Raw genomic sequence first — 23,954 nt, forward strand, 5'->3', positions numbered from 1 at the left:
CTGGAACACATCGCCCCGCGCGGGGAAAGATGGCCCCCATGGCATCGACACCCCCACGCACCACACGAAGCGCACTTCACCTCACCGCAACCCTTCTCACCGCGACCGTCGCGCTGTACATAGCGCTCGTCGCGTTCGGGAACATCACGGACTTCGGGACGAACCAGGCGTTCGTACAGCACGTTCTCGCAATGGACACGACGTTCAAGGACGACGATCTGATGTGGAGAGCCATCACCAGTAAGGGACTTCAGAACACGGCGTACGTCGCGATCATCATCTGGGAGACGTTCGCGGCGCTCGTGCTGATCTACGGCACGTGGTTGTGGGTGCGGCGGGACGACGTGGCGGCACGGCGGTTCTCCACCTACGGCCTGCTCATGCTCATGCTGCTGTTCGGCGCCGGGTTCATCGCGATCGGCGGCGAGTGGTTCTCCATGTGGCAGTCGGACACCTGGAACGGCCTGGACGCGGCGCTTCGCGTCTTCCTGCTGAGCGGGGTCGTGCTGCTGGTGGTCAACCTGCCGGGCAGGTCGGAGCAGCCCGCCGCCTGACGACGAGGCCGAGGGCCGTGGGATCCGGCTGCCAGATCCCACGGCCTGAGCGCGCGTCCGGGTCCGTCAGTCCAGCACCGGCAGCAGCTCCGGCAGGTGGCCGTCCGACACGGCCGCCGCCTGCTGCCGTTCCTCCGGCACCTCGCCGTAGAGAGTGGTGCGGGGGCGTGCGGGACGGCCCGCCGCCTCCGCGACCGCGATCAGGTCCTTCACCGACTTGTACGAGCCGTACGACGAGCCCGCCATCCGCGAGATCGTCTCCTCCATCAGCGTGCCGCCGAGGTCGTTCGCACCGGAGCGGAGCATCTCCGCCACGCCCTCGGTGCCCAGCTTCACCCAACTGGTCTGGATGTTGGGGATGTAGGGGTGCAGGAGCAGCCTCGCCATCGCCACGACCGCCCTGTTGTCCCGCATCGACGGGCCCGGGCGGGCGATACCGGCCAGGTACACCGGGGCGTTGGTGTGGATGAAGGGGAGGGTCACGAACTCCGTGAAGCCGCCCGTGCGTTGCTGGATTCCGGCCAGCGTGCGCAGGTGGCCCAGCCAGTGACGCGGCTGGTCCACGTGGCCGTACATCATCGTGGAGGAGGAGCGGATGCCGACCTGGTGCGCGGTCTCGACGACCTCGATCCAGGTCGCCGTCGGCAGCTTGCCCTTGGTCAGGACCCAGCGGACCTCGTCGTCGAGGATCTCGGCGGCCGTGCCGGGGATCGAGTCCAGGCCGGCCTCCTTCGCGGCCGTCAGCCACTCCCGGATCGAAAGACCGGTCCTGGTCGCGCCGTTGACGACCTCCATCGGCGAGAAGGCGTGCACATGCATGCCCGGGACCCGCTCCTTCACCGCGCGCGCGATGTCGAAGTACGCCGTCCCCGGCAGGTCCGGATGGATGCCGCCCTGCATGCAGACCTCCACCGCGCCCACCTCCCAGGCCTGTTGGGCGCGGTCGGCCACCTGGTCCAGGGACAGGGTGTAGGCGTCGGCGTCGGTGCGCCGCTGCGCGAAGGCGCAGAAACGGCAGCCGGTGTAGCAGACGTTGGTGAAGTTGATGTTCCGCGTGACGATGTACGTCACGTCGTCGCCGTTCACCGATTTGCGGACGTCGTCGGCGATCCGCGTCAGCGCGTCCAGGGCGGGTCCGTCGGCGTGCAGCAGCGCCAGCGCCTCGGCGTCGGTCAGCTTCGTCGGGTCGTCGGCCGCGACCCGCAGCGCCTGGCGTACGTCCGTGTCGATGCGCTCCGGCACCATCCCGGGGGCGGCCGCCTCGCGCAGGGCGCCCCAGTCGCCGTAGACCTCGTCGAAGTCGTCGCGGCGGTCGGAGGTACGGCCCTCGGTGTCGATGGTGGCGTGCAGATCCGTGCGGCCGGACGGGACGAAGACCTCCTCGGGCTCCTGCCACGGACGGCCCTCGACCACGGCGTCCGACACCGCCAGCCCCGTCTCCGGGTCGGCGAGCGCGGCCACGTGCGGCCGCAGCCGGGGGTCCAGCCAGGGCTCGCCGCGCTGCACGAACTCGGGGTACACGCACAGCCGTTCGCGCAGCTCGAAGCCGGCCGTGCGGGAGCGTTCCGTGAGCTCCTCGATCTGCGGCCAGGGGCGCTCGGGGTTGACGTGGTCGATGGTGAGGGGGCTGACTCCGCCCCAGTCGTCGATGCCCGCCCCGATCAGCCGTTCGTACTCGTTGTCGACGAGGTTCGGCGGGGCCTGGATGTTGGCGGCCGGGCCCATGACGAGACGGGCCACCGCCACCGCGGCGACCAGTTCGTCCAGTTCCGCGTCCGGCATGCCGCGCATCGCGGTGTCCGGCTTGGCGCGGAAGTTCTGGATGATCAGTTCCTGGATGGAGTGGTAGGCGCGCGCCGTGCGCCGCAGTGCGAACAGGGACTCGGCGCGCTCCTCGTACGTCTCCCCGATCCCGATGAGGATGCCGGAGGTGAAGGGGACCGAGGAGCGGCCGGCGTCCTCAAGAACCCGCAGCCGGACGGCGGGCTCCTTGTCCGGTGAGCCGTGGTGCGGCCCGCCGGGCTCCGACCAGAGCCGCTCGGCCGTCGTCTCCAGCATCATGCCCATGCTGGGCGCCACCGGCTTCAGCCGCTGGAAGTCCGTCCAGGAGAGCACGCCCGGGTTGAGGTGGGGCAGCAGGCCCGTCTCCTCCAGGATGCGGATGGAGATGGCGCGGACGTAGGCGATGGTGTCGTCGTAGCCGTGCGCGTCCAGCCACTCCCTGGCCTCCGGCCAGCGGTCCTCGGGCTTGTCGCCGAGGGTGATCAGGGCTTCCTTGCAGCCGAGGGCCGCGCCCTTGCGGGCGATGTCCAGTACCTCGTCGGGGGACATGAACATGCCGTGGCCGGCCCGGCGGAGCTTGCCGGGCACGGTCACGAAGGTGCAGTAGTGGCACTTGTCCCGGCACAGCCGGGTGAGGGGGATGAAGACGCTCTTCGAGTACGTGATGACACCGGGGCGGCCTGCCTGCGCGAGGCCGGCGTCCCGCACCCGGGCGGCGGACGCGGTGAGGTCGTCCAGGGCCGCACCGCGGGCCTGGAGGAGTACCGCGGTCTCGGCGACGTCGAGGGCGACACCGTCCCGGGCCCGTTTGAGGGCACGACGCATGGAGTTCTCGGTGGGGCCGGTACCGCCGGGGCGGTCGGTGGGGCCGGTTCCGGAAGTCGCGGAAGTCGTCATCCTTCGAGCATACGAGCGGTGTGATCAGGTCAGAGGGGCCGACCGGAGGTGGGCGACGTCACACCCCACCACCGAGGGAGATCACACACCACCATCGCCACCCTGGACATAACGGGCATACTCGTCAAGCACCTTGAACGTCTCCCCCTCCCCCGCCGACGGCAGCTGCAGCACGACCTCCTCGATGCCGAGCTCGGCATAGTGGGCGAGCTTGCCGGGGGTGGGCAGGACGGCGTACGGGACGATCTGGAGGGCGGCCGGGTCACGGCCCGCGTCGGACCAGGCGGCGCGCAGCACGGGCAGGGACTCGGTCAGGCCGCGCCCGCCGATGGGCAGCCAGCCGTCGGCGTACTCACAGATGTGGGAGAACAGCTTCGGTCCGGCGGCGCCGCCCACCAGGGTCCGCTTCTGTACGGGCTTGGGGTGGGCGTGACTGGCCCGCACACTCCCGAACTCCCCTTCGTAGGCGGTCGGTTCGTCCGCCCAGAGGGCCTGCATGAGAGCCATCCGGTCGCGGACCAGCTCCCTGCGGGTACGCCATCCGACCCCGTGGTCGGCGGCCTCCTCGACGTTCCACCCGAACCCGAGCCCGAGCGTGAACCGCCCGCCGCTGAGGTGGTCGAGGGTCGCGATCTGCTTGGCGAGGTCGATCGGGTCGTGCTGGGCGACCAGCGTGATGCCGGTGCCGAGGCCGAGCCGCTCGGTGACGGCGGCGGCCTGGCCGAGCGCGACGAAGGGGTCGAGGGTACGGCCGTACTCACGCGGCAGCTCCCCGCCCGCCGGATACGGCGTGACCCGCTCGACGGGGATGTGGGTGTGCTCGGGCAGATACAGCCCGGCGAAGCCCCGCGCCTCCAGCTCGCGGGCGAGCCGGGTCGGGGTGATGGTCTCGTCGGTGAGGAAGATCGTCACGGAGATTCGCATGACTGCATCTGTACCGGGCGGCGGCGGGGATGTCCATACCGACTGGTCGGCATCTGCAGGGGGTGCCTTCCCACGGTCCGGTCGGCCGGTCGGCCGGCGGAACGGCGGAACGGATGCGCGGTGCCGGTCGCCTGTGGGGGCTGTCGGTCGTCTGTCGGGGCTGTCGGTCCGGTGTCGGCGGCTTGTCGACGCGGGCGCGGAGTCTGTCCACAGACCCCGCCGACAGCCAAACGTCGGCCCGCGACCCCTGAGGAGTCACCATGACCACCACGACCACCCACGTCACGATCATCGGCGCCGGACTCGGCGGCCTCACGCTCGCCCGCGTCCTGCACGTCCACGGCATCCCGGCCACCGTCTACGAGGCGGAGTCCTCGCCGACGGCGCGTGCGCAGGGCGGGATGCTCGACATCCACGACTACAACGGCCAGTTGGCCCTCGATGCGGCCGGCCTGTCGGACGAGTTCCGCGGCCTCGTCCTGGAGGGCCGCGAGGCGACACGGATGGTCGACCGGGACGGGACCCTCCTGCTCGACCAGCCCGACGACGGCACGGGCGGGCGCCCCGAGGTGCAGCGCGGCGAACTCCGGCAGCTCCTGCTCGACTCCCTCCCGGCCGACACGGTCCGGTGGGGACACAAGGTCAGCGCCGCGCGTGCCCTCGGCGAGGGCCGCCACGAGGTGACGTTCGCCGACGGCACCACCGTCGTCACCGGCCTGCTCGTCGGCGCGGACGGCGCGTGGTCCCGGGTACGGCCCCTGCTCTCCGACGCGGTGCCCGCGTACACCGGGATGTCGTCCGTCGAGACCTACCTGTACGACGCCGACACCCGGCGCCCGGCCAGCGCGAAGGTGGTCGGAGGCGGGGCGCTGTACGTGCTCGCACCGGGCAAGGGTTTCGTGACGCACCGGGAGCGGGACGGCAACCTCCACACCTACGTGATGCTCGCCCAGCCGCAGGACTGGTTCGCGGACATCGACTTCACGGACGGCGCCGCGGCGAGGGCGCGGATCGCGGCGGAGTTCGACGGCTGGGCCCCGGAACTCACCGCGCTGATCACCGACGGCGACACCGCCCCGGTACTGCGCCCCCTCGTCGCCCTGCCCGTCGAGCACCGGTGGGAGCGGGTGCCGGGAGTGACCCTGATCGGCGACGCCGCCCACGTGGCCGCCCCGAACGGCGAGGGCGCCAACCTGGCCATGCTCGACGGCGCCGAACTCGGCCAGGCCCTCGCGGCCCACCCCGACGACATGGAGACCGCGCTCACCGCGTACGAGCAGGCCATGTTCCCCCGGAGCGCCGAAACCGCCACCGAGGGCACCGAGCTCTACGCCCTCATGTTCGACGACACGGCGCCCTACGGCCTGCTCAACCTGTTCATGGGAGAGGAGCGGGGCGAGTAAGCCAATTGGGCCGACGTCGACGGTGGGATCGAGTACCGGAACCAACGGGGTGACTCGGTCATTCGTCGAGGCGGTCGAGGTATCCGTGTCTGCTGTCAACCGGCGACATGAAGAGCTGACCCTCCCGCACCTGCCATTCGGTCGTGCCGTCCATCTCGTGGCTGGCGTGGAAGAGGCCCACGACGCGGTCCCCGTCCTCGTTGGCCGGAATCCTCGCCATCTCCCGGACCTGGTGAACCAGCCAGTCCAGGCCCGACTCGCGGATGTCGGCGCCGTAGAACATGTAGTGGGTCCAGTTCACGTGCCGGCGAGGTGTGCCCCAACCGTTGGAGTAGTGACCGTCTTCGTGGGACGAGATGATCTCCTGGGCTGCGGCGAGTTGTTGCTCGTCGCACTCCAGCCATCCTCTGACCGACACGTAGATACCCATCGATGTCCCCCCAGCCGGATCCCAGGCACATTCGTGATCAGGACCCGGCGATGATAGGCACGGACCACGGCTGCGGTCACCGTGAATTCGCCGGACACGGCAGCGCCCCGCTCCCGCACTCCGCCCACAGCAGCTTCCCGCCCCTCGACGCGCCCAGTTCGCGGAGGACCGAGACACCCCACGTGTGTGCGTACGCCCGCACCAGGTGCAGTCCTCGGCCGTGCTCGGCGTCCGGGTCCGGCGGGGGTTCCGGGGCCGCCTCCCTGGTGAAGCCAGGGGGCACTCGCGGATCCGTGTCCCATACGGCGACCCGTACCCGGCCGGGGTCCGCCGACAGGACGCGGAGGGCGTACGCGCCCTTGGTGTGGCAGTGCGAGTTGGCCAGCAGCTCGGCTGCCACGAGCTCGGCGGCGGGGGTGAGTTCGGGCAGCTCGTGTGCGGCCAGGATCAGTCGCAGAGCGCCCCTCGCGATCCCCGGTGCGCGTGGATCGCGAGGGAGATGCAGGGTGTAGTTCCAGGACGGCGATACGGTGGCCAACGGAAGTCTCCGATCACTGAGGGGAGTTGGACGAGTGCCTGGTGTCCTTGCCGCGGCGTCCCACGGTGCGCTTCCAGACGGGGCGCCTGGATATGACGATAGAGGCGACGCAAAGTTTCTTTGCGCCACTTCGAAGGATCTCGGCGCTTTCTCCCTCGTGTGGGTGACAAGTTCGCCATACGATCGACAGGAGGACGTCTCATGGCGCCCAGGCCCGCGCCGACGGCTCGACGTGTCCGGCTCGCGACTGAGCTGCGCAAACTCCGTGAACGGGCCGGTCTGACCGCAACCGAGGCCGCACAGCTGCTCGGTACGAGTTCGGGTCAACTCAGCAACGTCGAGTCAGCTCGGTTCGGCGTGAGCCCGGACCGCGTGCGGGCGATGGCCGCCATCTACTCGTGCACCAACCAGCCCTACGTCGACGCCCTCGCCGACATGGCGGCCGAAAAGGCACGCGGCTGGTGGTGGGACACCTACAGCGAGGTGTTGCCGTCGGGGCTGCTCGCTCTCGCCGAGTTGGAGCACCACGCCACCGCCGTCCGTACCGCCTTCACCGCCCACATCCCGGGCATGCTCCAGACCGCCGAACACGCCCGCGAGATCTTCAGCCACGCGATTCCGGACCCCACCCCACCAGAGGTCGAGCACCGCGTCTCACACCGGATCAAGCGCCAGGACTTCGTCTTCCGGGATGACCCGAACCCGTACAGGACGGTGATCCATGAAGCCGCGCTGCACATGCGGGTCGGCGGCCGGCGGGTGGCGCGGGACCAGCTCCGGCATCTGATCGACATGAGCTTGCGAGAGCACATCACCCTTCGCGTACTCCCCTTCGACGTCGGGGCGTTTCCCGGGTCGGGGCAGTCCATCAACTACCTGTGCGGTCCCGTACCACCGCTGGACACCGTGCAGTTGGACCAGTTCCACGGTCCGGTACTCCTCGACGCCGAGGCGCATCTGGAGAAGTACCGGCGTCTCCTGGACGTCGTGGAGGCCGTTGCTCTCAGCCCCGGCAAGTCCCGCGATCTGATCCACTCCATCGACCACAGTCTGTGAAGGAGCCGAGATGACCACCAACACCTGGCGGAAGTCGTCCTACTGCCAAGAGGGCGAAGCTTGCGTCCACATATCCACCGACCCCGACGAAGTCCACCTCACGGACACCGACACCGACTCCGACGCCGCCCGAACCGTCGTCACCGTCAGCCGCGCCGCCTTCGCCGCCCTGCTGAAGTCGCTCTGACCTCTCCGGCAGGTGGTCACCACGGGCCGTGGTCGAGCAGCCCCAGGACCAGGATGGCCGCCGCAGTGGTCAGGAACACGATGCCACCCACGATGTCGCGGGAGCCCACACGCAGGTGGGCGATGATCGCGCCGACGAAGTACAGCACGAGGCCGGTGGCGGCGAGGGTTCCCAGGAGCGGTACGGCGAGGCCGGCCAGCAGGCCCAGGGTGCCCGCCGCCAGCAGCGTGCCCAGTACCGGGACCCACTTCCTGGGTATGCCCTTCATGTCCGCCTGGGTCTTGGGGTATTCGTGGCCGATCAGGTAAGTGACGGCTGCGGCGCCGTTGAAGACCGCGCCGACGATGGTGACCGTGACGTACGTGGCGAACACGGAGGTCCCCGTTCTGTGGAAGTGATGCCGCTTCCCAGGACGACGCACGGGCGACGCGATATGTGACATCGCTCGGCAGCCGGGACCGCCTCGCCCCCTCAGGCCCGCGTCGACACCAGGTCCGCCACCACCGCCGCGTGGTCCGAGGGCCAGACCCCGTCAACCGGGCCGTCGCCCGCGCGCCGGACGCCCAGGACGTGGCCCAGCCCCGTCGCCCCCGGCGGCCCCACGTGGATGTAGTCGATGCGGACCGGCGGGGCCACGCGGACGTACGGGTTCGCCGGGTCCCAGGTCGCCGAGGGGGCCGTAGGGTCGGCGTACTCCCAGGCGTCCAGGAACAGTTGGTCCGGTGCGGCCGGGGCCGTCTTGTAGCCGCCGAAGAGGCGGACCTCGTCGGAGTCGGGCCAGGCGTTGAAGTCGCCGGTGATGACGGGCGGGAAGTCGGTGCCGGAGCGGTGCGTGGCCACGAACTCGGCCAGCGCGGTGACCTGTTGGCAGCGGATCGCCGAGGCGGTGGGGGTCGAGGTGAGGTGAGTGGTGAAGAAGGGGATGTCGTACGACGGGCCCGCGAGCCGGGTGTGGAAGGCGAGGCGGCCGTCGTCCAGGTCCTCGGGCGCCGGGAGTCGTAGAACCGCCTGGTCGAGCACCGGCCAGCGGCTCAGTACCGCGTTGCCGACCTCCACGTCCGGGTCGCCGATCCGGCGCTGCCAGCGCTCGGAGACGGGTGAGGGGGCCCACGCCCAGTGCAGCCCGAGTTCGCCGGCCAGCCACTCCGCGAGGTTCTCGCCACCCGAACCGCCCGCCGCCCACACCTCCTGCAGGCCCACCACATCCGGCCGCAGTTCCCGCAGCACCGCCAGGATCGCCTTCTGGCGCTCCTCCCACGGCCCGAACCGCCACCACAGGTTCCAGGTCACCACGCGCATCGCCGACACTCCCTCGTCCGCCCGGTCCGCACCCTGAGATCATCGAGGCCGCCGGTCACGTTACGGAAGCCGAGAGACGGGAGCCACCGAGGTCATGCCCAGCAATACCGAGCGCAAGTACCGGATCGTCACGGCCCTCCAGCGCCGCCTCAACCCGCTCATGCGCCGACTGCCCCTGCAGGCCGTGCTGGAGACCACCGGCCGCACCTCGGGCCTGCCCCGCCGGACCCCGGTGGGCGGCAAGCGTGTCGGCGGGTCCTTCTGGCTCGTCTCCGAGTTCGGGGAGCGCTCGCAGTACGTCCGCAACATCAGGGCCGATCCGCGGGTGCGGGTGCGGATCCACGGGCGGTGGCACGCCGGGACCGCCCATCCGATGCCGGACGACGACATCGCCGTACGGCTGCGCTCGCTGCCCGTGATGAACAGCGCGGCGGTACGGGCCGTCGGGGCGGGGCAGTTGACCGTACGGGTGGATCTGGACGAGTGAGGGGCGGACTGGTGCGGGCGGCTTCAGACGCTGGGGTCGGCGCTGCACCACGGGGAGTTCGTCGTGTCGGGGGTGCGCCATCTGGTGAGCGACGGCCGGCGGCCTGTTCGGCGGATCATGGACGGAGCCACCGTGCGGTTCGGGAATCAGAGTGACTTCCCGCTGCGTTCGGCTGACAGCCACTCTTGCGCCCCTGATTCGTCCAGGAGACCTCTCCCATGTCAGAGCCAGAGATCGATGCCCTCGTGTTCGATGTGCTCGGCACGCTCGTCGATGAACCCGCCGGTATCCGCGCCGGCATTCGTGAACTCGACCCGTCGCTCGACGATCCCGGAGTCGAGGGGCTTTTGGCGCTGTGGCAGCAGCACATCGACCAGGAGCAACGTCGCATGCTCGACGGCGGCCGGCCCTACCTCACGAGCGACGTCCTCGACCTGGAAGCCGCCCGGCTCGTCGCCGATGCCGCCGGGGTCGACGACCCTGCCGCCGTAGCGGCGCTGGCCGTGTCAGGTCGCAGGCTCCCGCCGTGGCCTGACACCGTGGCAGGGCTCGCCCGGCTCTCCGAACGGTTCCCGCTGATCGGGCTCTCCAACGCGAGTCGGACGGCGCTGTTGGGACTCAACGCCCACGCCGGACTGCGCTGGCACCAGGCGCTCTCCGCCGAGGACACCCGGACCTACAAGCCGGACCCAGCGGTCTACCAGCTGGCCGTCACCGTTTCCGGACGACCGCCGGAGCGGCTTTTGATGGTCGCCGCCCACGCCTGGGACCTGCGCGGAGCACAGAACGTCGGTCTGCGCACCGCCTATGTCGCCCGCCCCGTCGGCGACCCGCCCACTTCCTCGGACGGGTTCGACCTGTACGCCGACGGTCTGGCCGACCTGGCCGACCAACTCGACCATTCCTCTGGTGATGTGTCCAGCCGGTGATCGACGAAGCCGAAGCCGGAGTCGGAGTGGGATTGAGGCGAGGGTGAGGGTGCCGTGGAAGACGGGCGGGCGCGCGGGTGTCCGCCGCCCGACCGGCCGACGCGGCGTCGTTCCATGACCGGGGTGAGATCTCCCCACCCCATGAGCATGCCGACGAACCGAGACCGAGACGGTCGCAAGATCCGCCGGACCGGCCCTCGGGCCGGAGCTCACGGCACGGGGCTGGTCCGTCCGGAGACGGGCCGCCGCCGTGCCGCTCGCCGGATGTCAGCTGTCGTGCGTCACTTGGCCGGCTTGTAGAACGCGTACGTGGCCGTGTACTGGACGCCGACCTGGTCCGTGCCCGTGCACGCCGTGGTGGGGGCGACACCGCCGGTGGTGTTCAGGCGCTGGATGTAGGAGACGCCGCCGAAGACACCCGTGCCGCGGGTGGCGGTGGCCTGGAGGAGGAGCTCGGGGATGGTGCCGGTCTTGGGGGAGTTGGCGATCGCCGCGGCGTTCACCGCGCTGCCGTCCACCGTGGAGACCCAGACGGGGCCGCGGGAGTGGAGGGCGACCGTGCGGCCTCTCTTGTCCGACAGGGTGGCGGCCGGCTCCAGGAGCTTCCACGCGCCGTCGGTGCACGTGTAGGTCTGCACGCCCCGGGCCGGGTACACGCCGGTCAGCTTGTTGCCGTCGGGCACCTTGAGTGCCGCGGGGGCCTTCACGGGCCTGGGCGCGGGGTCCGAGGGGGTGGCGTAACCGGTGGTCGCGCCCAGCAGGGCGGTCGCGGCGGCGAGGCCCGCGGCGGTCAGGGCTATGCGCTTGGTGAGCTTCAAGTCTGTTCTCCGGAAAGGATATTGACTGTTGGTCAGAGCAGCGACATCGATGTCCCCGCTCTCCGATCCGGGACTCTACGGGCCCACCCGAGGGTTACCGGCCGGTTGGCCGAACATCCTTCACGAAAGCCCCCTCACCCCGGCCAGACGATCGACTGCACCTCGCTGTACGCGTGCAGGGCGTACGACCCGCAGTCCCGTCCCACCCCGCTGCTGCGGAAACCGCCGAACGGCGCCTCCATGTTGCGGCCGACCGTGTTGACCCCGACACCTCCGGCCCGGAGCCGGCGTGCCACGCGGAAGGCGCGGGCCACGTCCGCCGACCAGACGTAGTCGATCAGGCCGTACTCGCTGTCGTTGGCGAGGGCGATGCCCTCCTCCTCGTCGTCGAACGGCACCACCGTCACCACGGGACCGAAGATCTCCTCGCGGACGACCCTCATCTCGGGACGGCAGTCGGCGAGGAGGGTCGGGGCGACGTAGAAACCCCGCTCCAGCGTGGGCCGTTCACCGCCGGCGACGGCCACCGCGCCTTCCTTGCGGCCGAGTTCGACGTACGTCTCCACCCGCTCCCGGTGTGCGGCCGAGATCAGCGGTCCGACGACCGTGCCGGACTCGCGTGGATCTCCGACCTTCAACCGACGTGCGTACGAGGCGAGTTGGTCGACCAGCCGGTCGTAGATCCCGCGCTGTGCCAGCACCCTGGTCGGTGCTGTGCAGATCTGCCCGCTGTAGAAGGAGAACGTGGTCCCGATCCCGGCGACGGCCGATCCGAGGTCGGCGTCCTCGAAGACGACCGCCGCGCCCTTCCCGCCCAGCTCCATCAACTGCCGTTTCATGGCACGCCCGCACACCTCGCCGATGCGCCGGCCAACCGCCGTGGAGCCGGTGAAACTGACCATGTCGACGTCGGGCGAGTCGACGGCCGCCTCGCCGACCTCCACGGCACGGCCGCTCACCACGTTCACGACACCGCGCGGCACACCGGCTGCCTCCAGTGCCTCCACCATGCGGTACACGGACAGGGGGTCCTGCGGGGCGGGCTTCACGACGACGGTGTTGCCCATGGCGAGCGCCGGGGCGATCTTCCCGGCGGGGTTCGCCCAGGGGTTGTTGTACGAGGTGATGCAGGTGACGACCCCGACGGGCTGGCGGACCGCCAGTGCGCCCAGTGCCGCGGCCTTTCCCATCGGCCCGGCCTCGTTGATCTGCGGCGGGATCGCCCACTCCGCGGGCTCGACCTGCGCGTACCGCCGGAAGCGGGCGGCGGCGACGCCGACCTGCATCCCCCGGGCCACGCCCGTGGTCGCCCCGGTCTCGGCCTGGGCGAGTTCGGCGTAGGGCACGAGGCGGGAGCGGATGATGTCCGCGGCCCGGGCGAGTACCGCCGCCCGTTCCGCCGGTGCCGTGCGCGACCACGGTCCGAAGGCCTCGCGGGCCGCGGCGCAGGCCGCGTGCACCTGATCCCGCGAGGCCTCCGGAGCCCACCCGGCGGTCTCCTCGGTGGCCGGGTCGACCACCGCGTAGTGCCCGCCGTCCGGCACCACCCACTCCCCACCGACGAACAGCCGCTGCGCGTCCGGGGAACCGTCCGAAGAACCGCCCGGGTCATCAGACCCGCCAACCCCGCCACCCGAAGCCCCACCCGACGGAGTCACCTCGTGCTCACCGTCCGCGTGTCGCGTCCCGACCGCAGTACCCGGCCCGGAACGGCCCCGCTCACCACGTCGTCCCGGATCGCCTCGACGCCGTTGACCCACACGGCCCGTATGCCGATGGCCTTGGCGTCCAGCCGTGGGCTGTCACCCGGCAGGTCGTGCACCAGGGTGGCCGGGCCCGCGGCGATCCGTTCCGGGTCGAAGAGCACGAGGTCCGCATGGAAGCCCTCCTCGATCCGCCCCCGCTCCCGTAGCCCGAAGAGCCGGGCGGGGTCGTCCGTGAGCATCTTCACGGCGTGTTCCAGCGACGTCAGTTTCCTTCCGCGCAGGCAGTCGCCGATGAAGCGGGTCGTGTAGGGCGCCCCGCACATCCGGTCCAGGTGGGCGCCCGCGTCGGACCCGCCGAGGAGCACGTCCTCGTGCTGCCAGGCCTCGGCGCGCATGGCCCAGGACGCCGGGTCGTTGTCGGTGGGCATGGGCCACAGGACCGTACGCAGGGAGTCGGCCGCACAGATCTCGACCAGCGCGCCGAACGGTGTCTGTCCGCGTTCGGCCGCGATGTCCTCCACGACCCGCCCGCTGAGCCCGCGGTTCGCCTCGCTGTACGTGTCGCCGATGACGTACCGCCCGAAGTTGGTCAGCCGCCGGAAGACGCCCACCTCCTTGGCCTGGGAGTGGCGGATCAGTTCGGCCTGTACGTCCGGGTCGCGCAGTTTCTCGATGCGTTCGGGGACGGGCAGCGCGAGGACCGGGCCCCAGCCGGGGATCAGGTTCAGGGCGCAGAAGGTCCCCAGGGACATGTTCATCGGGGTGAGGATCGGCATGGTGAGGGCGACGACCCGGCCGCCGGCCTTCCGGGCCTGTTCGCTGGCCAGCAGTTGCCGGGGGACCCGCTCGGGGACGGCCGAGTCGATGGTCAGCACGTTCCAGTTCAACGGCCGTCCCGCCGTGGCGCTCATCTCCGCGAGCAGGTCGATCTCGGCGTCGCTGAACTGGTCGAGGCAGCCGGCGACGATCGCCTCGATCTGCGTCCCCTCGTGCTCCCCCACGGCCTTGGACAGCGCGAGGAGTTCGGCGGGCAGGGCGTGCCGGGAGGCGACGGGTTTGCCGTCCCCGTCGGAGTGCGTGGACGACTGGGTGGTGGAGAAACCCCAGGCTCCGGCGTCCATGGCGTCGTGCAACAGCCGCAGCATGGCGTCGAGTTGCTCTGCGGACGGCTGTCCGCCGACGGCCTCAGCTCCCATCACGTGCCGCCGCAGCGCGCAGTGCCCCACCATGAAACCGGCGTTGACGGCGATCCGCCCGTCGAGAGCGTCCAGGTACTCGCCGAACGAGCTCCAGGTCCAGGGCGCCCCCTCTTCGAGGGCGACCAGTGACATCCCCTCCACCTTGGACATCATCCGCCGGGTGTAGTCGGCGTCGTCGGGGCGGGACGCGTTCAGAGGGGCCAGCGTGAAGCCGCAGTTGCCGGCGGCGACGGTCGTCACCCCGTGGTTGAGGGAGGGCGTCGCGTACGGGTCCCAGAACAGCTGGGCGTCGTAGTGGGTGTGCGGGTCGACGAACCCGGGGGCGAGGACGAGCCCGGTGGCGTCCTCGCTGGTGCGGGCCTCTTCGTCGATCCGGCCCACGACGGCGATACGGCCGTCCCGGACACCGACGTCGGCGGTGCGGGCGGGGGTGCCCGTGCCGTCGACGACGGTCGCCCCTTTGATGACGTGGTCGAGCATGGAACCGAACCCCCTAGGCAGATTCGCGGAACCGTGTGGTCCGGTGCACCGGATCCGTGTCGATCTTCGGGATCACGTGCTCGCCGATGAGCCGGATGGTCTGGAGCGTCTCCTCCTTCGGCACACCCACCGGCAGTCCGAAGCTCAGCTGGTCCGCCCCCGCCTGCTCCCACCGCTTGCACTGGCGGACCACTTCGTCCGGGTCCCCGCAGATCAGCAGCTCCTCCTCGATGAGGAGCTCGACGAACTCGGCGTTGTACTCGGGCAGGGTCTCGGGCCACACGGGGAAGCCCTCGGGGCGCGGGAAGGTGTCGTGGTACCGGAAGACCAGCGACGGCAGGTAGTGCAGTCCGCCGCTCACGGCGACCTGGATCGCCTCGTCGTGCGTGGGCGCGCAGATCGCGGTCGTCGTCACCATGACGTTGTCGTTGACGAAGTCCCCGATCGGCTCGGCGTCCACGACCGCCGTCTTGTACTGCTCCAGGACCCACTCCATGTCGGAGACCTTCTGGACGCTGAAGCCGAGCACGCCGAGCCCCTTGCGCGCGGCCATGGCGTACGAGGGCGGCGAGCCGGCGGCGTACCACATCGCGGGGTGCGACTTCCCGTACGGCTTGGGCAGGATCTTGCGCGGCGGGAGCTGCCAGTGCTTGCCCTGGAAGCCGACGTACTCGTCCTGGAGCCACATCTTGGGGAACTCCGCGATGGTCTCCTCCCAGATCTCCTTCGTGTAGTTCATGTCGGTCACACCCGGTATGAACCCGAGGATCTCGTGCGATCCGGCCCCGCGCCCGCTGCCGAACTCGAAGCGGTTCTCGGTGAGATGGTCGAGCATGGCCACCTTCTCGGCGACCTTCACCGGGTGGTTGACCTGGGCGAGCGGGTTGAAGATGCCGGAGCCGAGGTGGATCCGGTCGGTGGCGTGCGCGAGGTAGCCGAGGAAGACGTCGTTGGCGGAGAGGTGCGAGTACTCCTCCAGGAAGTGGTGCTCGGACGCCCAGGCGTACTTGAAGCCGGACCGGTCCGCCTGGATGACGTACTCCGTCTCCTCCATCAGCGCCTTGTGCTCGGCCAGCGGGTCGGTCTCGGCACGCTTGCCCACGTATCCCTGTACAAAGAGCCCGAATTCCAAGGCGGTTCACCGTCCCCAGTCTGTCTCTGACACTTCTGTCTGACACTCCTGTTTCTGACACTCCGTCAGATGGTCGATCTGCCGCCGACTGTGGCACCGGGCGCACACAGGGTCAATAGCTGACGGCCAGTCAGATACCTTGGATCGGCGTCAGATGACGGAGACCCCGGCGAGCCAGCCGCCGTCGATCACGAACGGCTGCCCGGTGATGTACGACGAGTCGTCGGCGGTCAGGAACAGCGCCAGCGCCGCCACCTCCTGCGGCCGCCCGATCCGGCCCAGCGGCACGATCTTGCGGTAGAACCGGTCGAGCCCCCGGGACGCCTCCTCACCGTCCGCCGACGGGTCCAGGACGGCCGGGTTGGACATCGCGGTGTCGACGGCCCCCGGACACATGGCGTTGACCCGGATGCCGCGCGGCGCCAGTTCCAGCGCGGCGACCCGGGTGAGCCCGAGGATCGCGTGCTTGGAGGCCGCGTAGGCGCCCACGCCCGCCATCCCTGTCACCCCGGTGTAGGAGGCGGTGTTGACGATCGTGCCGCCGTCGGACATCACCGGCGCCAGGGTTTTGATGCCGAGGAAGCAGCCGACCTGGTTGACGTTCACGATCTGCATGAACTCGTCGAGGGGGGTGTCGAGAAGGGCGTTGAAGCGCAGGATCCCGGCGTTGTTGACGAGCCCGTCGACCCGCCCGTACTCCGCCACGACGGCCTGGGCCGCCCGCTTCCAGTCCTCCTCGCGGCTCACGTCGAGATGGACGTACAGCGCCCCGATCTCGTCGGCGAGCGCCTTGCCCTGCTCGTCGAGCACATCCCCTACGACGACCTCGGCGCCCTCAGCCCGGAACAGCCGGGCCTCCTGTTCGCCCTGCCCGCGCGCCGCGCCGGTGACGAGGACGACACGTCCGTCCAGCTTGCCCATGCGGTGACTCCTCAGAGGTGGGGGGCGATGCCGGCGCCGAACGCCGCCATCTGGTCGGTGAGTTCACTGAGCTCGCGGCTGCGGAAGCGCACCTGGAGCTGGTCCACGCCCATCGCGGGGTAGGCGCGCAGCGACTCGGCGAGCTCCTCGGGCGGCCCGCTCAGCGTCCGGCGGCCCACGTCCCACGCGGGCGTGCCGACGTACAGCGGCTCGGCGATGGCCCCGACGGTGAACGGTCCGTCGAGGCCCGCCTCCGCCCGCAGCCGCCGTATCCGGTCGATCTGCGCGGGCAGCCGGTCCCGGGGGTCGCCCTGCGGCAGCCAGCCGTCGCCCTTGAGGGCGGCCCGGCGTACGGCGGCCGGGGAGGAGCCGCCGACCCACACCGGGACGCGGGACTGGGCGGGGCGAGGACGCTGGCCGAGGTCCTGGAAGTCGTAGAGCTTGCCGTGGTGTTCGGGGAACTCGTCCGGCCCGAGGGCGCTTCGCAGGGCGTCGACCGACTCGTCGAGGACGGCTCCGCGCCCCGCGAAGTCGACGCCGAGCGCCTCGAACTCCTCCTGCACGTGCCCGGCGCCGACCCCGAGGATCAGCCGCCCGCCGCTCAGGTGGTCGAGGGTGGCGTACTGCTTGGCGGTGAGCAGCGGGTGCCGCAGCCCCACGACGGCCACATGGCTGAGCAGCCGCACCCGTTCGGTCACGCCCGCCAGGAAGGCGAGGGTGGCGACCGGGTCGTACCAGACGGTGCTCATCGCTGCTGCGAGGCGGCGCGGGATCGCCACGTGGTCGCAGGCGGCGACGTACGCGAAACCCGCGCGGTCGGCGGCCCGGGCCACCTCGGCGAGGTCGCCGGGCCCGGCACCGGCCTCCCAGGGCTCCGCGTAGATCGTGCTCTGCGACTGGACGGGCAACTGGATGCCGTACTCGGTCACTTCGGGCCGCCCCAGAGGCCGTCCGGCGTGAGACCGAGCAGGTCGATGGCGTTGCCGCGCACGATCCGCTCGACCACGTCGGCGTCCAGGTGTCCCATCTGGGCCTCGCCGACCTCCCGGGACTTCGGCCAGGTGGAGTCGGAGTGCGGGTAGTCGGTCTCGTACAGCACGTTCCCCACGCCGATGGAGTCGAGGTTCTTCAGCCCGAAGGCGTCGTCGAAGAAGCAGCCGAAGACGTGCTCGGTGAAGAGCTCGGACGGTGGGCGGTGGACCTTGTCGGCGACGCCGCCCCAGCCGCGGTTCTCCTCCCAGACCACGTCGGCGCGCTCCAGGATGTAGGGGATCCAGCCGATCTGGCCTTCGGCGTACATGACCTTGAGGTTCGGGAAGCGCTCGAACTTGCCGCTCATCAGCCAGTCGACCATTGAGAAGCAGCAGTTGGCGAAGGTGATCGTCGAACCCACGGCGGGCGGCGCGTCCTTGGACGTGGAGGGCATACGGCTGCTGGAGCCGATGTGCATCGCGATGACCGTGCCGGTCTCGTCGCAGGCGGCGAGGAAGGGGTCCCAGTCGTCGGAGTGGACGGAGGGCAGGCCCAGGTGCGGGGGTATCTCGGAGAAGGCGACGGCCCGTACGCCCCGGGCGGCGTTGCGGCGGACCTCGGCGGCGGCCAGCTCGGCGTCCCACAGCGGGATGAGGGTCAGCGGTATGAGGCGGCCCTGCGCGGCCGGGCCGCACCACTCCTCCACCATCCAGTCGTTGTAGGCCCGGACGCAGAGCAGGCCCAGCTCGTGGTCGGCGGCCTCGGTGAAGGTCTGGCCGCAGAAGCGCGGGAAGGTCGGGAAACAGACCGCGGACTGGACGTGGTTGACGTCCATGTCGGCGAGGCGCTGCGGGACGTCGTAGGAGCCGGGGCGCATCTGTTCGTAGGTGATGACCTCCAGCTTGATCTCGTCCCTGCTGTAGCCGACCGCCGTGTCCAGGCGGGTGAGGGGACGCTGCAGCCCCTCGTACAGCCACCAGTCGCCGAGTGGCCCGTCGTCGCCCGGGGCGCCCATGACCGGCTTGAAGCGGCCGCCGAGGAAGCTGATCTCCTTGAGCGGGGCCCGGACTATGCGGGGGCCGGTGTCCAGGTACTTCTTCGGGAGCCGGTTCTGCCAGACGTCGGAGGGCTCCACCGTGTGGTCGTCGACGGAGATGATTTTCGGAAGTGCCGTCGTGGTCTCCATGGCGCTCACGGTAGCGCCGATCTGACGGTCCGTCAGCTGTGCGGACGGGGGCGGGTTGTGAGCGGTTCGGTGGCGGGGCGCGGGGGTCGGGGGTCGGACCGGGTCCTCGCACGTGGGCGTGCGGCAGGCCGACCGCACATGCCGGAACCGCCGGATTTCCGGCGCCGCAGCCCCCGTTCTGCGCGGAAGTGTGCGGAGGCTGGGTGAGAACCTTGTGATATCCCGCGAGCCGTCCTGTGATCAGCCCCTCCACAGCTGACGCATCCGCCGTGGACAAGGCAGACTGACGGGGTTGTAAACAGGCCCTAGGGGGACGGCGATGGACGGTGTACCGCGGGTGCCGGAGCAGAGGCGTCCCGGCTCCTCGGCGGGGGCCGGAGAGCAGGAGCAGGCGCCGCTGCGCTTCAGCGTGCTCGGCCCGGTGCGGGCCCGGCGCGGCGAGGAGCTGCTGAACACCGGCTCCCCGCAGCAACGCGCCCTGCTCGCCGCCCTGTTGCTGCGCGAGGGCCGTACCGCCACCGCCGCCGAGCTGATCGCCGCTCTGTGGGGCGAGGAGCCCCCGGACCAGGCACTGGCGGCGGTGCGCACCTACGCCTCCCGGCTGCGGAAGGTCCTCGACGCCGGCATCCTGGTCAGCGAGTCCGGCGGCTACGCGATCCGCGGCCTGCACGAGACCGATCTGGACCTGGCCGCCGCCCAGGAACTCGCCACCGAGGCGGAGAAGGCCAGGAGCGCCGGGGACCTGTGCCACGCGCGTGAGGTCCTGACCCGTGCGCTGGGCCTGTGGGACGGCGAGGTGCTCGCGGGGGTGCCGGGGCCGTACGCCGAGGCGCAGCGGGTACGGCTGGAGGAGTGGCGACTCCAACTCCTCGAATCCCGACTGGACATGGACCTGGAGCAGGGCTGCCACGCGGAGTCCGTCTCCGAGCTGACCGCCCTCACCGCCGAACACCCCCTGCGTGAGCGCCTGCGCGAGCTGCTGATGCTGGCCCTGTACCGCTCCGGCCGGCAGGCGGAGGCCCTCGCGGTCTACGCCGACACCCGCCGCCTCCTCGCCGACGAACTCGGCGTGGACCCGCGCCCCGGCCTGCGCGAACTCCAGCAGCGCATCCTCCGGGCCGACCCCGGCCTCGCGGAACCCTCCTCCCCGCAGCCCGAACCGGTCGCCGCCCCGGTCCGCCCCGCACAACTCCCGGCGACCGTCCCGGACTTCACCGGCCGCACGTCCTTCGTCACCGAACTGAGCGAGGTACTCGCCTCCGGCTCGGAGGGCCGCGTGATGGCGGTCTCGGCACTGGCCGGCATCGGCGGCGTCGGCAAGACGACCCTCGCCGTGCACGTGGCCCACCAGGCCCGCTCGTCGTTCCCCGACGGACAGCTCTACGTCGACCTCCAGGGCGCCGGCGGCCGGGCCGCCGATCCGGAGACCGTCCTCGGTGCCTTCCTCAGAGCCCTCGGCACCGCCGACTCGGCGATACCGGACTCCCTGGAGGAGCGGTCCGCTCTGTACCGCTCGGTCCTGGACGGCCGCCGGGTGCTGGTCCTCCTCGACAACGCGCGCGACGCCGCCCAGGTACGGCCCCTGCTGCCCGGCACGGAGGGCTGCGCGGCCCTGGTGACCTCCCGGGTCCGCATGGTCGGCCTCGCCGGCGCGCACCTCGTGGACCTGGACGTGATGTCTCCCGAGGAGGCGCTCCAGCTGTTCACCAGGATCGTCGGCGAGGAGCGGGTCGCCGCCGAACGCAAGGCCGCCCTGGACGTGGTCGCCGCCTGCGGCTTCCTCCCGCTCGCCATCCGCATCGCCGCCTCCCGCCTCGCGGCCCGCCGCACCTGGACGGTCTCCGTCCTCGCGGCGAAGCTCGCCGACGAACGCCGCCGCCTCGACGAACTCCAGGCAGGCGACCTCGCCGTGAAGGCGACCTTCGAACTCGGCTACGGCCAGCTGGAGCCCGCCCAGGCCCGCGCCTTCCGCCTGCTGGGCCTCGCCGACGGCCCCGACATCTCGCTGGCCGCCGCGGCCGCCGTACTCGATCTCCCGGCAGAGGACACCGAGGACCTCCTGGAGGCCCTCGTCGACACCTCACTGCTGGAGTCGGCGGCGCCCGGCCGCTACCGGTTCCACGACCTCGTACGGCTCTACGCGCGTGCGTGCGCCGAACGCGACGAGTGGCCGCCCGGGGAGCGGGAGGCGGCGATGTCGCGGCTGCTGGACTTCTACCTGGCCACCGTCGCCGGCGTGTACCTCATCGAACGGCCCGGCGACCGGCTGGTCGACCACCTGGCCACACCGGAGTACCCGGGGCTGGTCTTCGCCGACCGGCACGCAGCGCAGGACTGGCTGTACTCGGAGGCGGTGTCACTGCTCGCGTGCGTGAGCCAGTCCGCGGGCTCCGGGTTCCTGCCGCGGGCGGTCGACCTCCTGTGGGCCGCCGTGGACCTCGCGGAGTCCGGCACCAACTCCAAGGCGTACGAAGGGGTCGCCTCCGCCCTGCGGGAGGCCGCGCGCGAGGCCGGCGACCCGACGGCGGAGGCCCGGGCACTGATCACGCTGGCCTACGCCCACAGCCTCACGGGCCGTTTCGACCTCGCCGGCGAGGAGGCCGCCCGCGCCCACGAACTGACCGTCGCCGCCGGGGACCCGCTGGCCGGCAGCTGGGCGACCAACATCCTCGGGGTGCTCGCGGTCTACCAGAACCGCAACGACGACGGGGAGGCCCACCTCACCCGGGCCATCGAGGGCTTCCGCGCCTGCGACGACCCGTCCGGCGAGGCGAGCGCCCTGTGCAACCTCTCGCGCATCCACCTGGCGGGCGGCCGGACCGAGAGCGCGGTCTCCCTGGCCCAGCAGGGCATGGAGATGTACGACGCGATGGACCACGCCCTCAAGGGGGCCAACGCCCGTTACGCGCTGGGCCTCGCGCTCACCCAGCACGGCAGCCTGCCCGAGGCGACCGCCCGCCTCCAGGAGGCCCTGACGGTGTTCCAGGACAGCCGTCAGCGCCTGTGGGAGGGCATGTCCCTGTTCCGGCTGGCGGAGGCCGACCTGGCCGCCGTGCGACCGGCGCAGGCCGCGTCGAACGCCGAGACGGCACTGACGGTGCTGCGCGGCATCGGCGGCGACTGGCGCCGGGCCAACGTCCTCGTGGTCCTCGGTCACGCCCTGCGCGGCATCGGGCAGCCGGGCCGCTCACAGGTCTGCTGGCGGGAGGCCCTGGACCTCTTCGAGGCCCTCGACGCCCCGGAGGCCGAGTCGGTCAGGGTGCTGCTCGCCCCGCTGACGCTGGCCTGAGGGGCGGTTGGGTCGGTTGGGTCGGTTTCGGCGGGAGCGCGGGCGGACGTTCATCGTTCGTTTATCGCGGCCCGGCACTCTCGTCTTGTCGTCGCGTCGCGTCGGGGGGCAGACGGGACGACCTCGGCCGTTGCACTACGGTGAGCGGTCGCACGGTCGGCCCGGCGACCCTCGGGGGAGTCGCCGGGCCGGTCATCACACGAGGTATCCGAACTGTCAGGGGAGGCAGTCCATGAGCGACGAGAACACCACCGACAACATCCACGCCACCGACGTCGAGGACGAGACGTCCGTGAGCACAGACAACATCCACGCCACGAGCGAGCCGCTCAAGGCGGCCAAGCTCAAGGCGGACGACAGCACGGCCGCGGCCGGCACGGACAACATCCACGCCACCGACGAGCCCGTCTGACAGGACTCCTTTCCCGCACGGGGATCGGCCGCGGCGGCGCGGAGGGGGAGCCGCCGCGGCCGAGGCGTGTCCGGGGGCGGGGGCCTCGGTCCTCGCTGTGGCCGAGCGCTTCGGCATGCACCGGGTAGCCACCCTCGACCGGCGGCACTTCAGCGTCGTCAAGCCCGCTCACATCCCCGCGCTGACGCTCCTGCCGTAGGCCGACCGGTCCGGTCTCGGTGATGAAGCCGGGAATTCCGTGGCCCCCGATGTCGGCATGCCACGCCTCTGCAAACCCCTCATGCGCTGCAACCGGTCATGCTCCGACCGATCCCACGCCCAGGAACTTGCAACGTACGGCCCGGCCATGCCCGCACAGGTCTTCTTGCCAAGCCATGGCGGCCTGCCAAGCCGATCGCACGAGCCGCTCAGCCCAGGTAAAGGGCACCCGCTCCGACCACCAGGAGAAAGAGCCCGCACGTGATGGCGAGGCCTGCGAGCACGGCGAGTACTCCGGGCCGGAGGAATACCGAAGAGGCCGGAGCGGCATCCGGTTCGAGGCGCCGCTGACGCAGTACGAGCGATCTGCGGCCGGCGAGCAGGCCCATGAGCCCAATTATCACGTACGGCAAGTTTCCGACCTTCTTCTCTTCTCGCGAAATTTTCCGAGCGGCGCCGTCGGATTCAAAATGAACCTCGAATGCAGCTATCAGATGACCTGCGGGCAGGAATGCCCACTCATGCCGCACAATTGAACATCGGACGCCAGAACGGCCCCCCTTGCCGCGGACTGTTCCCACCGATCAAATACCGAGATGTCTGGCAATGAGCTGCTCTTGCAAGTCAATAGCAGCCCGGCAGCGCTCATTTTCCTGTTGCATTTGAATGGTCACGCGCCCAGTCAGCTGGGACATCAGGATTGCCTCATAACAGGCAGATAGGATTTCCAGGACTTCATCTGCCGTCATTACTCCCGATACGCCTCCGACTAGGCGCATGACGGCCATCACGAAAGGGCCCACTCCAGGCCTGATTGCCACTTCCGGAAGGGAGTCCTGCCTCCGATAGAATTCTGCGACGCCATCCTGACTAAGTCGCCATTCGGGGGATGATTCATTGAGCTGGCGAATCGTTGACAGTACGAGGTCGGCCGCGGCAGGAGGAAAGAACTCGGAGAATGGCGGGTCAAACAGACGCCCGGTTGATTCGATCACGCCTACAGCAAGTTCGCACAAGTCAGCTCGATCCAACTGGCCCAGCGCATCTGCATGGCGTTCGATCACGTGGTCCCACAGAAGCAACATTGCATGATCCTCACAACGCAAAGAGCAGCGACAGGCCGGACTCGATCGCGAGCCCGACCTGTCGCCGACA

General features: G+C 70.5%; 23 protein-coding genes. 9 read left to right on the plus strand and 14 right to left on the minus strand.

The features are described from left to right. Positions 1-38 precede the first annotated feature (38 nt). Complete coding sequence (locus tag OHT57_RS21980; protein WP_328748183.1) at positions 39-554, plus strand: DUF2165 domain-containing protein; 516 nt, start codon at positions 39-41, stop codon at positions 552-554. Between the two features lie 66 nt (positions 555-620). Here the strand turns inward: OHT57_RS21980 and OHT57_RS21985 are convergent, their stop codons facing one another. Both OHT57_RS21985 and OHT57_RS21990 read right to left on the minus strand, forming a co-directional pair. After that, a complete protein-coding gene (locus tag OHT57_RS21985; protein WP_328748184.1) occupies positions 621-3,233 on the minus strand; it encodes a bifunctional FO biosynthesis protein CofGH in 2,613 nt (870 codons plus the stop codon). 81 nt (positions 3,234-3,314) lie between these two features. Next, on the minus strand, positions 3,315-4,157 hold the full coding sequence (locus tag OHT57_RS21990; RefSeq protein ID WP_328748185.1) for an LLM class F420-dependent oxidoreductase: 843 nt from the start codon (positions 4,155-4,157) through the stop codon (positions 3,315-3,317). 260 nt (positions 4,158-4,417) lie between these two features. On the opposite strand from OHT57_RS21990, the gene OHT57_RS21995 reads away from it, so the two are divergent. After that, entirely contained in the window at positions 4,418-5,560 is a 1,143-nt protein-coding gene (locus OHT57_RS21995; RefSeq protein ID WP_328748186.1) for an FAD-dependent oxidoreductase, read from the plus strand. Positions 5,561-5,618: 58 nt separating this feature from the next. On the opposite strand, the gene OHT57_RS22000 is transcribed toward OHT57_RS21995, so the two are convergent. Together OHT57_RS22000 and OHT57_RS22005 are read right to left on the minus strand one after the other, a co-directional pair. Continuing rightward, on the minus strand, positions 5,619-5,990 hold the full coding sequence (locus OHT57_RS22000) for a hypothetical protein (RefSeq protein WP_328748187.1): 372 nt from the start codon (positions 5,988-5,990) through the stop codon (positions 5,619-5,621). Positions 5,991-6,066: 76 nt separating this feature from the next. Beyond that, on the minus strand, positions 6,067-6,528 hold the full coding sequence (locus OHT57_RS22005) for an ATP-binding protein (protein WP_328748188.1): 462 nt from the start codon (positions 6,526-6,528) through the stop codon (positions 6,067-6,069). Between the two features lie 201 nt (positions 6,529-6,729). Here OHT57_RS22005 and OHT57_RS22010 point away from each other — a divergent pair, with 201 nt between their 5' ends. Together OHT57_RS22010 and OHT57_RS22015 are read left to right on the plus strand one after the other, a co-directional pair. Further along, entirely contained in the window at positions 6,730-7,584 is an 855-nt protein-coding gene (locus tag OHT57_RS22010) for a helix-turn-helix domain-containing protein (protein ID WP_328748190.1), read from the plus strand. 10 nt (positions 7,585-7,594) lie between these two features. Beyond that, positions 7,595-7,771, plus strand: a complete 177-nt coding sequence (locus OHT57_RS22015) for a DUF397 domain-containing protein (protein ID WP_328748191.1) — start codon at positions 7,595-7,597, stop codon at positions 7,769-7,771. Between the two features lie 16 nt (positions 7,772-7,787). Here OHT57_RS22015 and OHT57_RS22020 read toward each other — a convergent pair whose 3' ends face one another. Both OHT57_RS22020 and OHT57_RS22025 read right to left on the minus strand, forming a co-directional pair. Continuing rightward, a complete protein-coding gene (locus tag OHT57_RS22020) occupies positions 7,788-8,144 on the minus strand; it encodes a DoxX family protein (RefSeq protein ID WP_328748192.1) in 357 nt (118 codons plus the stop codon). A gap of 98 nt (positions 8,145-8,242) precedes the next feature. Next, the gene (locus OHT57_RS22025; RefSeq protein WP_328748193.1) at positions 8,243-9,070 is read right to left on the minus strand and encodes an endonuclease/exonuclease/phosphatase family protein; all 828 of its coding nucleotides are present in this window, start codon (positions 9,068-9,070) and stop codon (positions 8,243-8,245) included. Between the two features lie 94 nt (positions 9,071-9,164). Between OHT57_RS22025 and OHT57_RS22030 the strand changes: the two genes are divergently transcribed. Together OHT57_RS22030 and OHT57_RS22035 are read left to right on the plus strand one after the other, a co-directional pair. Continuing rightward, entirely contained in the window at positions 9,165-9,557 is a 393-nt protein-coding gene (locus OHT57_RS22030) for a nitroreductase/quinone reductase family protein (RefSeq protein ID WP_328748194.1), read from the plus strand. 218 nt (positions 9,558-9,775) lie between these two features. After that, positions 9,776-10,486 carry a haloacid dehalogenase type II gene (locus OHT57_RS22035; RefSeq protein ID WP_328748195.1) on the plus strand — a complete coding sequence of 237 codons (711 nt, stop codon included), beginning with the start codon at positions 9,776-9,778 and terminating at the stop codon, positions 10,484-10,486. 281 nt (positions 10,487-10,767) lie between these two features. On the opposite strand, the gene OHT57_RS22040 is transcribed toward OHT57_RS22035, so the two are convergent. From OHT57_RS22040 to OHT57_RS22070, 7 genes are all read right to left on the minus strand, one after another. Then, positions 10,768-11,304: a DUF3455 domain-containing protein gene (locus OHT57_RS22040; protein WP_328748196.1), complete on the minus strand. Its 537-nt coding sequence runs from the start codon at positions 11,302-11,304 to the stop codon at positions 10,768-10,770. 134 nt (positions 11,305-11,438) lie between these two features. Beyond that, entirely contained in the window at positions 11,439-12,851 is a 1,413-nt protein-coding gene (locus OHT57_RS22045; RefSeq protein WP_328748197.1) for an aldehyde dehydrogenase family protein, read from the minus strand. 107 nt (positions 12,852-12,958) lie between these two features. Then, positions 12,959-14,689 carry an N-acyl-D-amino-acid deacylase family protein gene (locus OHT57_RS22050; RefSeq protein ID WP_328748198.1) on the minus strand — a complete coding sequence of 577 codons (1,731 nt, stop codon included), beginning with the start codon at positions 14,687-14,689 and terminating at the stop codon, positions 12,959-12,961. Positions 14,690-14,702: 13 nt separating this feature from the next. Further along, on the minus strand, positions 14,703-15,821 hold the full coding sequence (locus OHT57_RS22055) for an LLM class flavin-dependent oxidoreductase (protein ID WP_328748199.1): 1,119 nt from the start codon (positions 15,819-15,821) through the stop codon (positions 14,703-14,705). Between the two features lie 150 nt (positions 15,822-15,971). Continuing rightward, complete coding sequence (locus OHT57_RS22060; protein ID WP_328748200.1) at positions 15,972-16,742, minus strand: SDR family NAD(P)-dependent oxidoreductase; 771 nt, start codon at positions 16,740-16,742, stop codon at positions 15,972-15,974. A gap of 11 nt (positions 16,743-16,753) precedes the next feature. Continuing rightward, positions 16,754-17,671 (minus strand): LLM class F420-dependent oxidoreductase, encoded by a 918-nt coding sequence (locus OHT57_RS22065; RefSeq protein ID WP_328748201.1) that lies wholly within the window; start codon positions 17,669-17,671, stop codon positions 16,754-16,756. After that, the gene (locus OHT57_RS22070) at positions 17,668-18,909 is read right to left on the minus strand and encodes an amidohydrolase family protein (protein ID WP_328748202.1); all 1,242 of its coding nucleotides are present in this window, start codon (positions 18,907-18,909) and stop codon (positions 17,668-17,670) included. Before OHT57_RS22070 ends, OHT57_RS22065 begins: the two co-directional genes overlap by 4 nt. Positions 18,910-19,219: 310 nt before the next feature. On the opposite strand from OHT57_RS22070, the gene OHT57_RS22075 reads away from it, so the two are divergent. The 3 genes from OHT57_RS22075 (at position 19,220) to OHT57_RS22085 (ending at position 23,335) form a co-directional block, all read left to right on the plus strand. Next, the gene (locus tag OHT57_RS22075) at positions 19,220-22,189 is read left to right on the plus strand and encodes an AfsR/SARP family transcriptional regulator (RefSeq protein ID WP_328748203.1); all 2,970 of its coding nucleotides are present in this window, start codon (positions 19,220-19,222) and stop codon (positions 22,187-22,189) included. A gap of 232 nt (positions 22,190-22,421) precedes the next feature. Then, entirely contained in the window at positions 22,422-22,601 is a 180-nt protein-coding gene (locus OHT57_RS22080) for a hypothetical protein (protein WP_328748204.1), read from the plus strand. 374 nt (positions 22,602-22,975) lie between these two features. Beyond that, positions 22,976-23,335, plus strand: a complete 360-nt coding sequence (locus tag OHT57_RS22085) for a hypothetical protein (RefSeq protein ID WP_328748205.1) — start codon at positions 22,976-22,978, stop codon at positions 23,333-23,335. Positions 23,336-23,383: 48 nt separating this feature from the next. Here OHT57_RS22085 and OHT57_RS22090 read toward each other — a convergent pair whose 3' ends face one another. Continuing rightward, positions 23,384-23,884 (minus strand): hypothetical protein, encoded by a 501-nt coding sequence (locus tag OHT57_RS22090; RefSeq protein ID WP_328748206.1) that lies wholly within the window; start codon positions 23,882-23,884, stop codon positions 23,384-23,386. Positions 23,885-23,954: the final 70 nt, after the last annotated feature.

Source organism: Streptomyces sp. NBC_00285, assembly GCF_036174265.1.
In the GTDB taxonomy this organism is placed as follows: domain Bacteria; phylum Actinomycetota; class Actinomycetes; order Streptomycetales; family Streptomycetaceae; genus Streptomyces.

Excerpts from the sequence above, each read along its gene's own strand:
- OHT57_RS22025 (WP_328748193.1), bottom strand. The coding sequence starts at position 9,070 with ATGCGCGTGGTGACCTGGAACCTGTGGTGGCGGTTCGGGCCGTGGGAG.
- OHT57_RS22080 (WP_328748204.1), top strand. The coding sequence starts at position 22,422 with ATGAGCGACGAGAACACCACCGACAACATCCACGCCACCGACGTCGAG.
- OHT57_RS21985 (WP_328748184.1), bottom strand. The coding sequence starts at position 3,233 with ATGACGACTTCCGCGACTTCCGGAACCGGCCCCACCGACCGCCCCGGC.
- OHT57_RS22000 (WP_328748187.1), bottom strand. The coding sequence starts at position 5,990 with ATGGGTATCTACGTGTCGGTCAGAGGATGGCTGGAGTGCGACGAGCAA.
- OHT57_RS22060 (WP_328748200.1), bottom strand. The coding sequence starts at position 16,742 with ATGGGCAAGCTGGACGGACGTGTCGTCCTCGTCACCGGCGCGGCGCGC.
- OHT57_RS22015 (WP_328748191.1), top strand. The coding sequence starts at position 7,595 with ATGACCACCAACACCTGGCGGAAGTCGTCCTACTGCCAAGAGGGCGAA.
- OHT57_RS22050 (WP_328748198.1), bottom strand. The coding sequence starts at position 14,689 with ATGCTCGACCACGTCATCAAAGGGGCGACCGTCGTCGACGGCACGGGC.
- OHT57_RS21990 (WP_328748185.1), bottom strand. The coding sequence starts at position 4,157 with ATGCGAATCTCCGTGACGATCTTCCTCACCGACGAGACCATCACCCCG.
- OHT57_RS22035 (WP_328748195.1), top strand. The coding sequence starts at position 9,776 with ATGTCAGAGCCAGAGATCGATGCCCTCGTGTTCGATGTGCTCGGCACG.
- OHT57_RS21980 (WP_328748183.1), top strand. The coding sequence starts at position 39 with ATGGCATCGACACCCCCACGCACCACACGAAGCGCACTTCACCTCACC.
- OHT57_RS22010 (WP_328748190.1), top strand. The coding sequence starts at position 6,730 with ATGGCGCCCAGGCCCGCGCCGACGGCTCGACGTGTCCGGCTCGCGACT.
- OHT57_RS22075 (WP_328748203.1), top strand. The coding sequence starts at position 19,220 with ATGGACGGTGTACCGCGGGTGCCGGAGCAGAGGCGTCCCGGCTCCTCG.
- OHT57_RS21995 (WP_328748186.1), top strand. The coding sequence starts at position 4,418 with ATGACCACCACGACCACCCACGTCACGATCATCGGCGCCGGACTCGGC.
- OHT57_RS22030 (WP_328748194.1), top strand. The coding sequence starts at position 9,165 with ATGCCCAGCAATACCGAGCGCAAGTACCGGATCGTCACGGCCCTCCAG.
- OHT57_RS22090 (WP_328748206.1), bottom strand. The coding sequence starts at position 23,884 with ATGTTGCTTCTGTGGGACCACGTGATCGAACGCCATGCAGATGCGCTG.
- OHT57_RS22085 (WP_328748205.1), top strand. The coding sequence starts at position 22,976 with ATGGCGGCCTGCCAAGCCGATCGCACGAGCCGCTCAGCCCAGGTAAAG.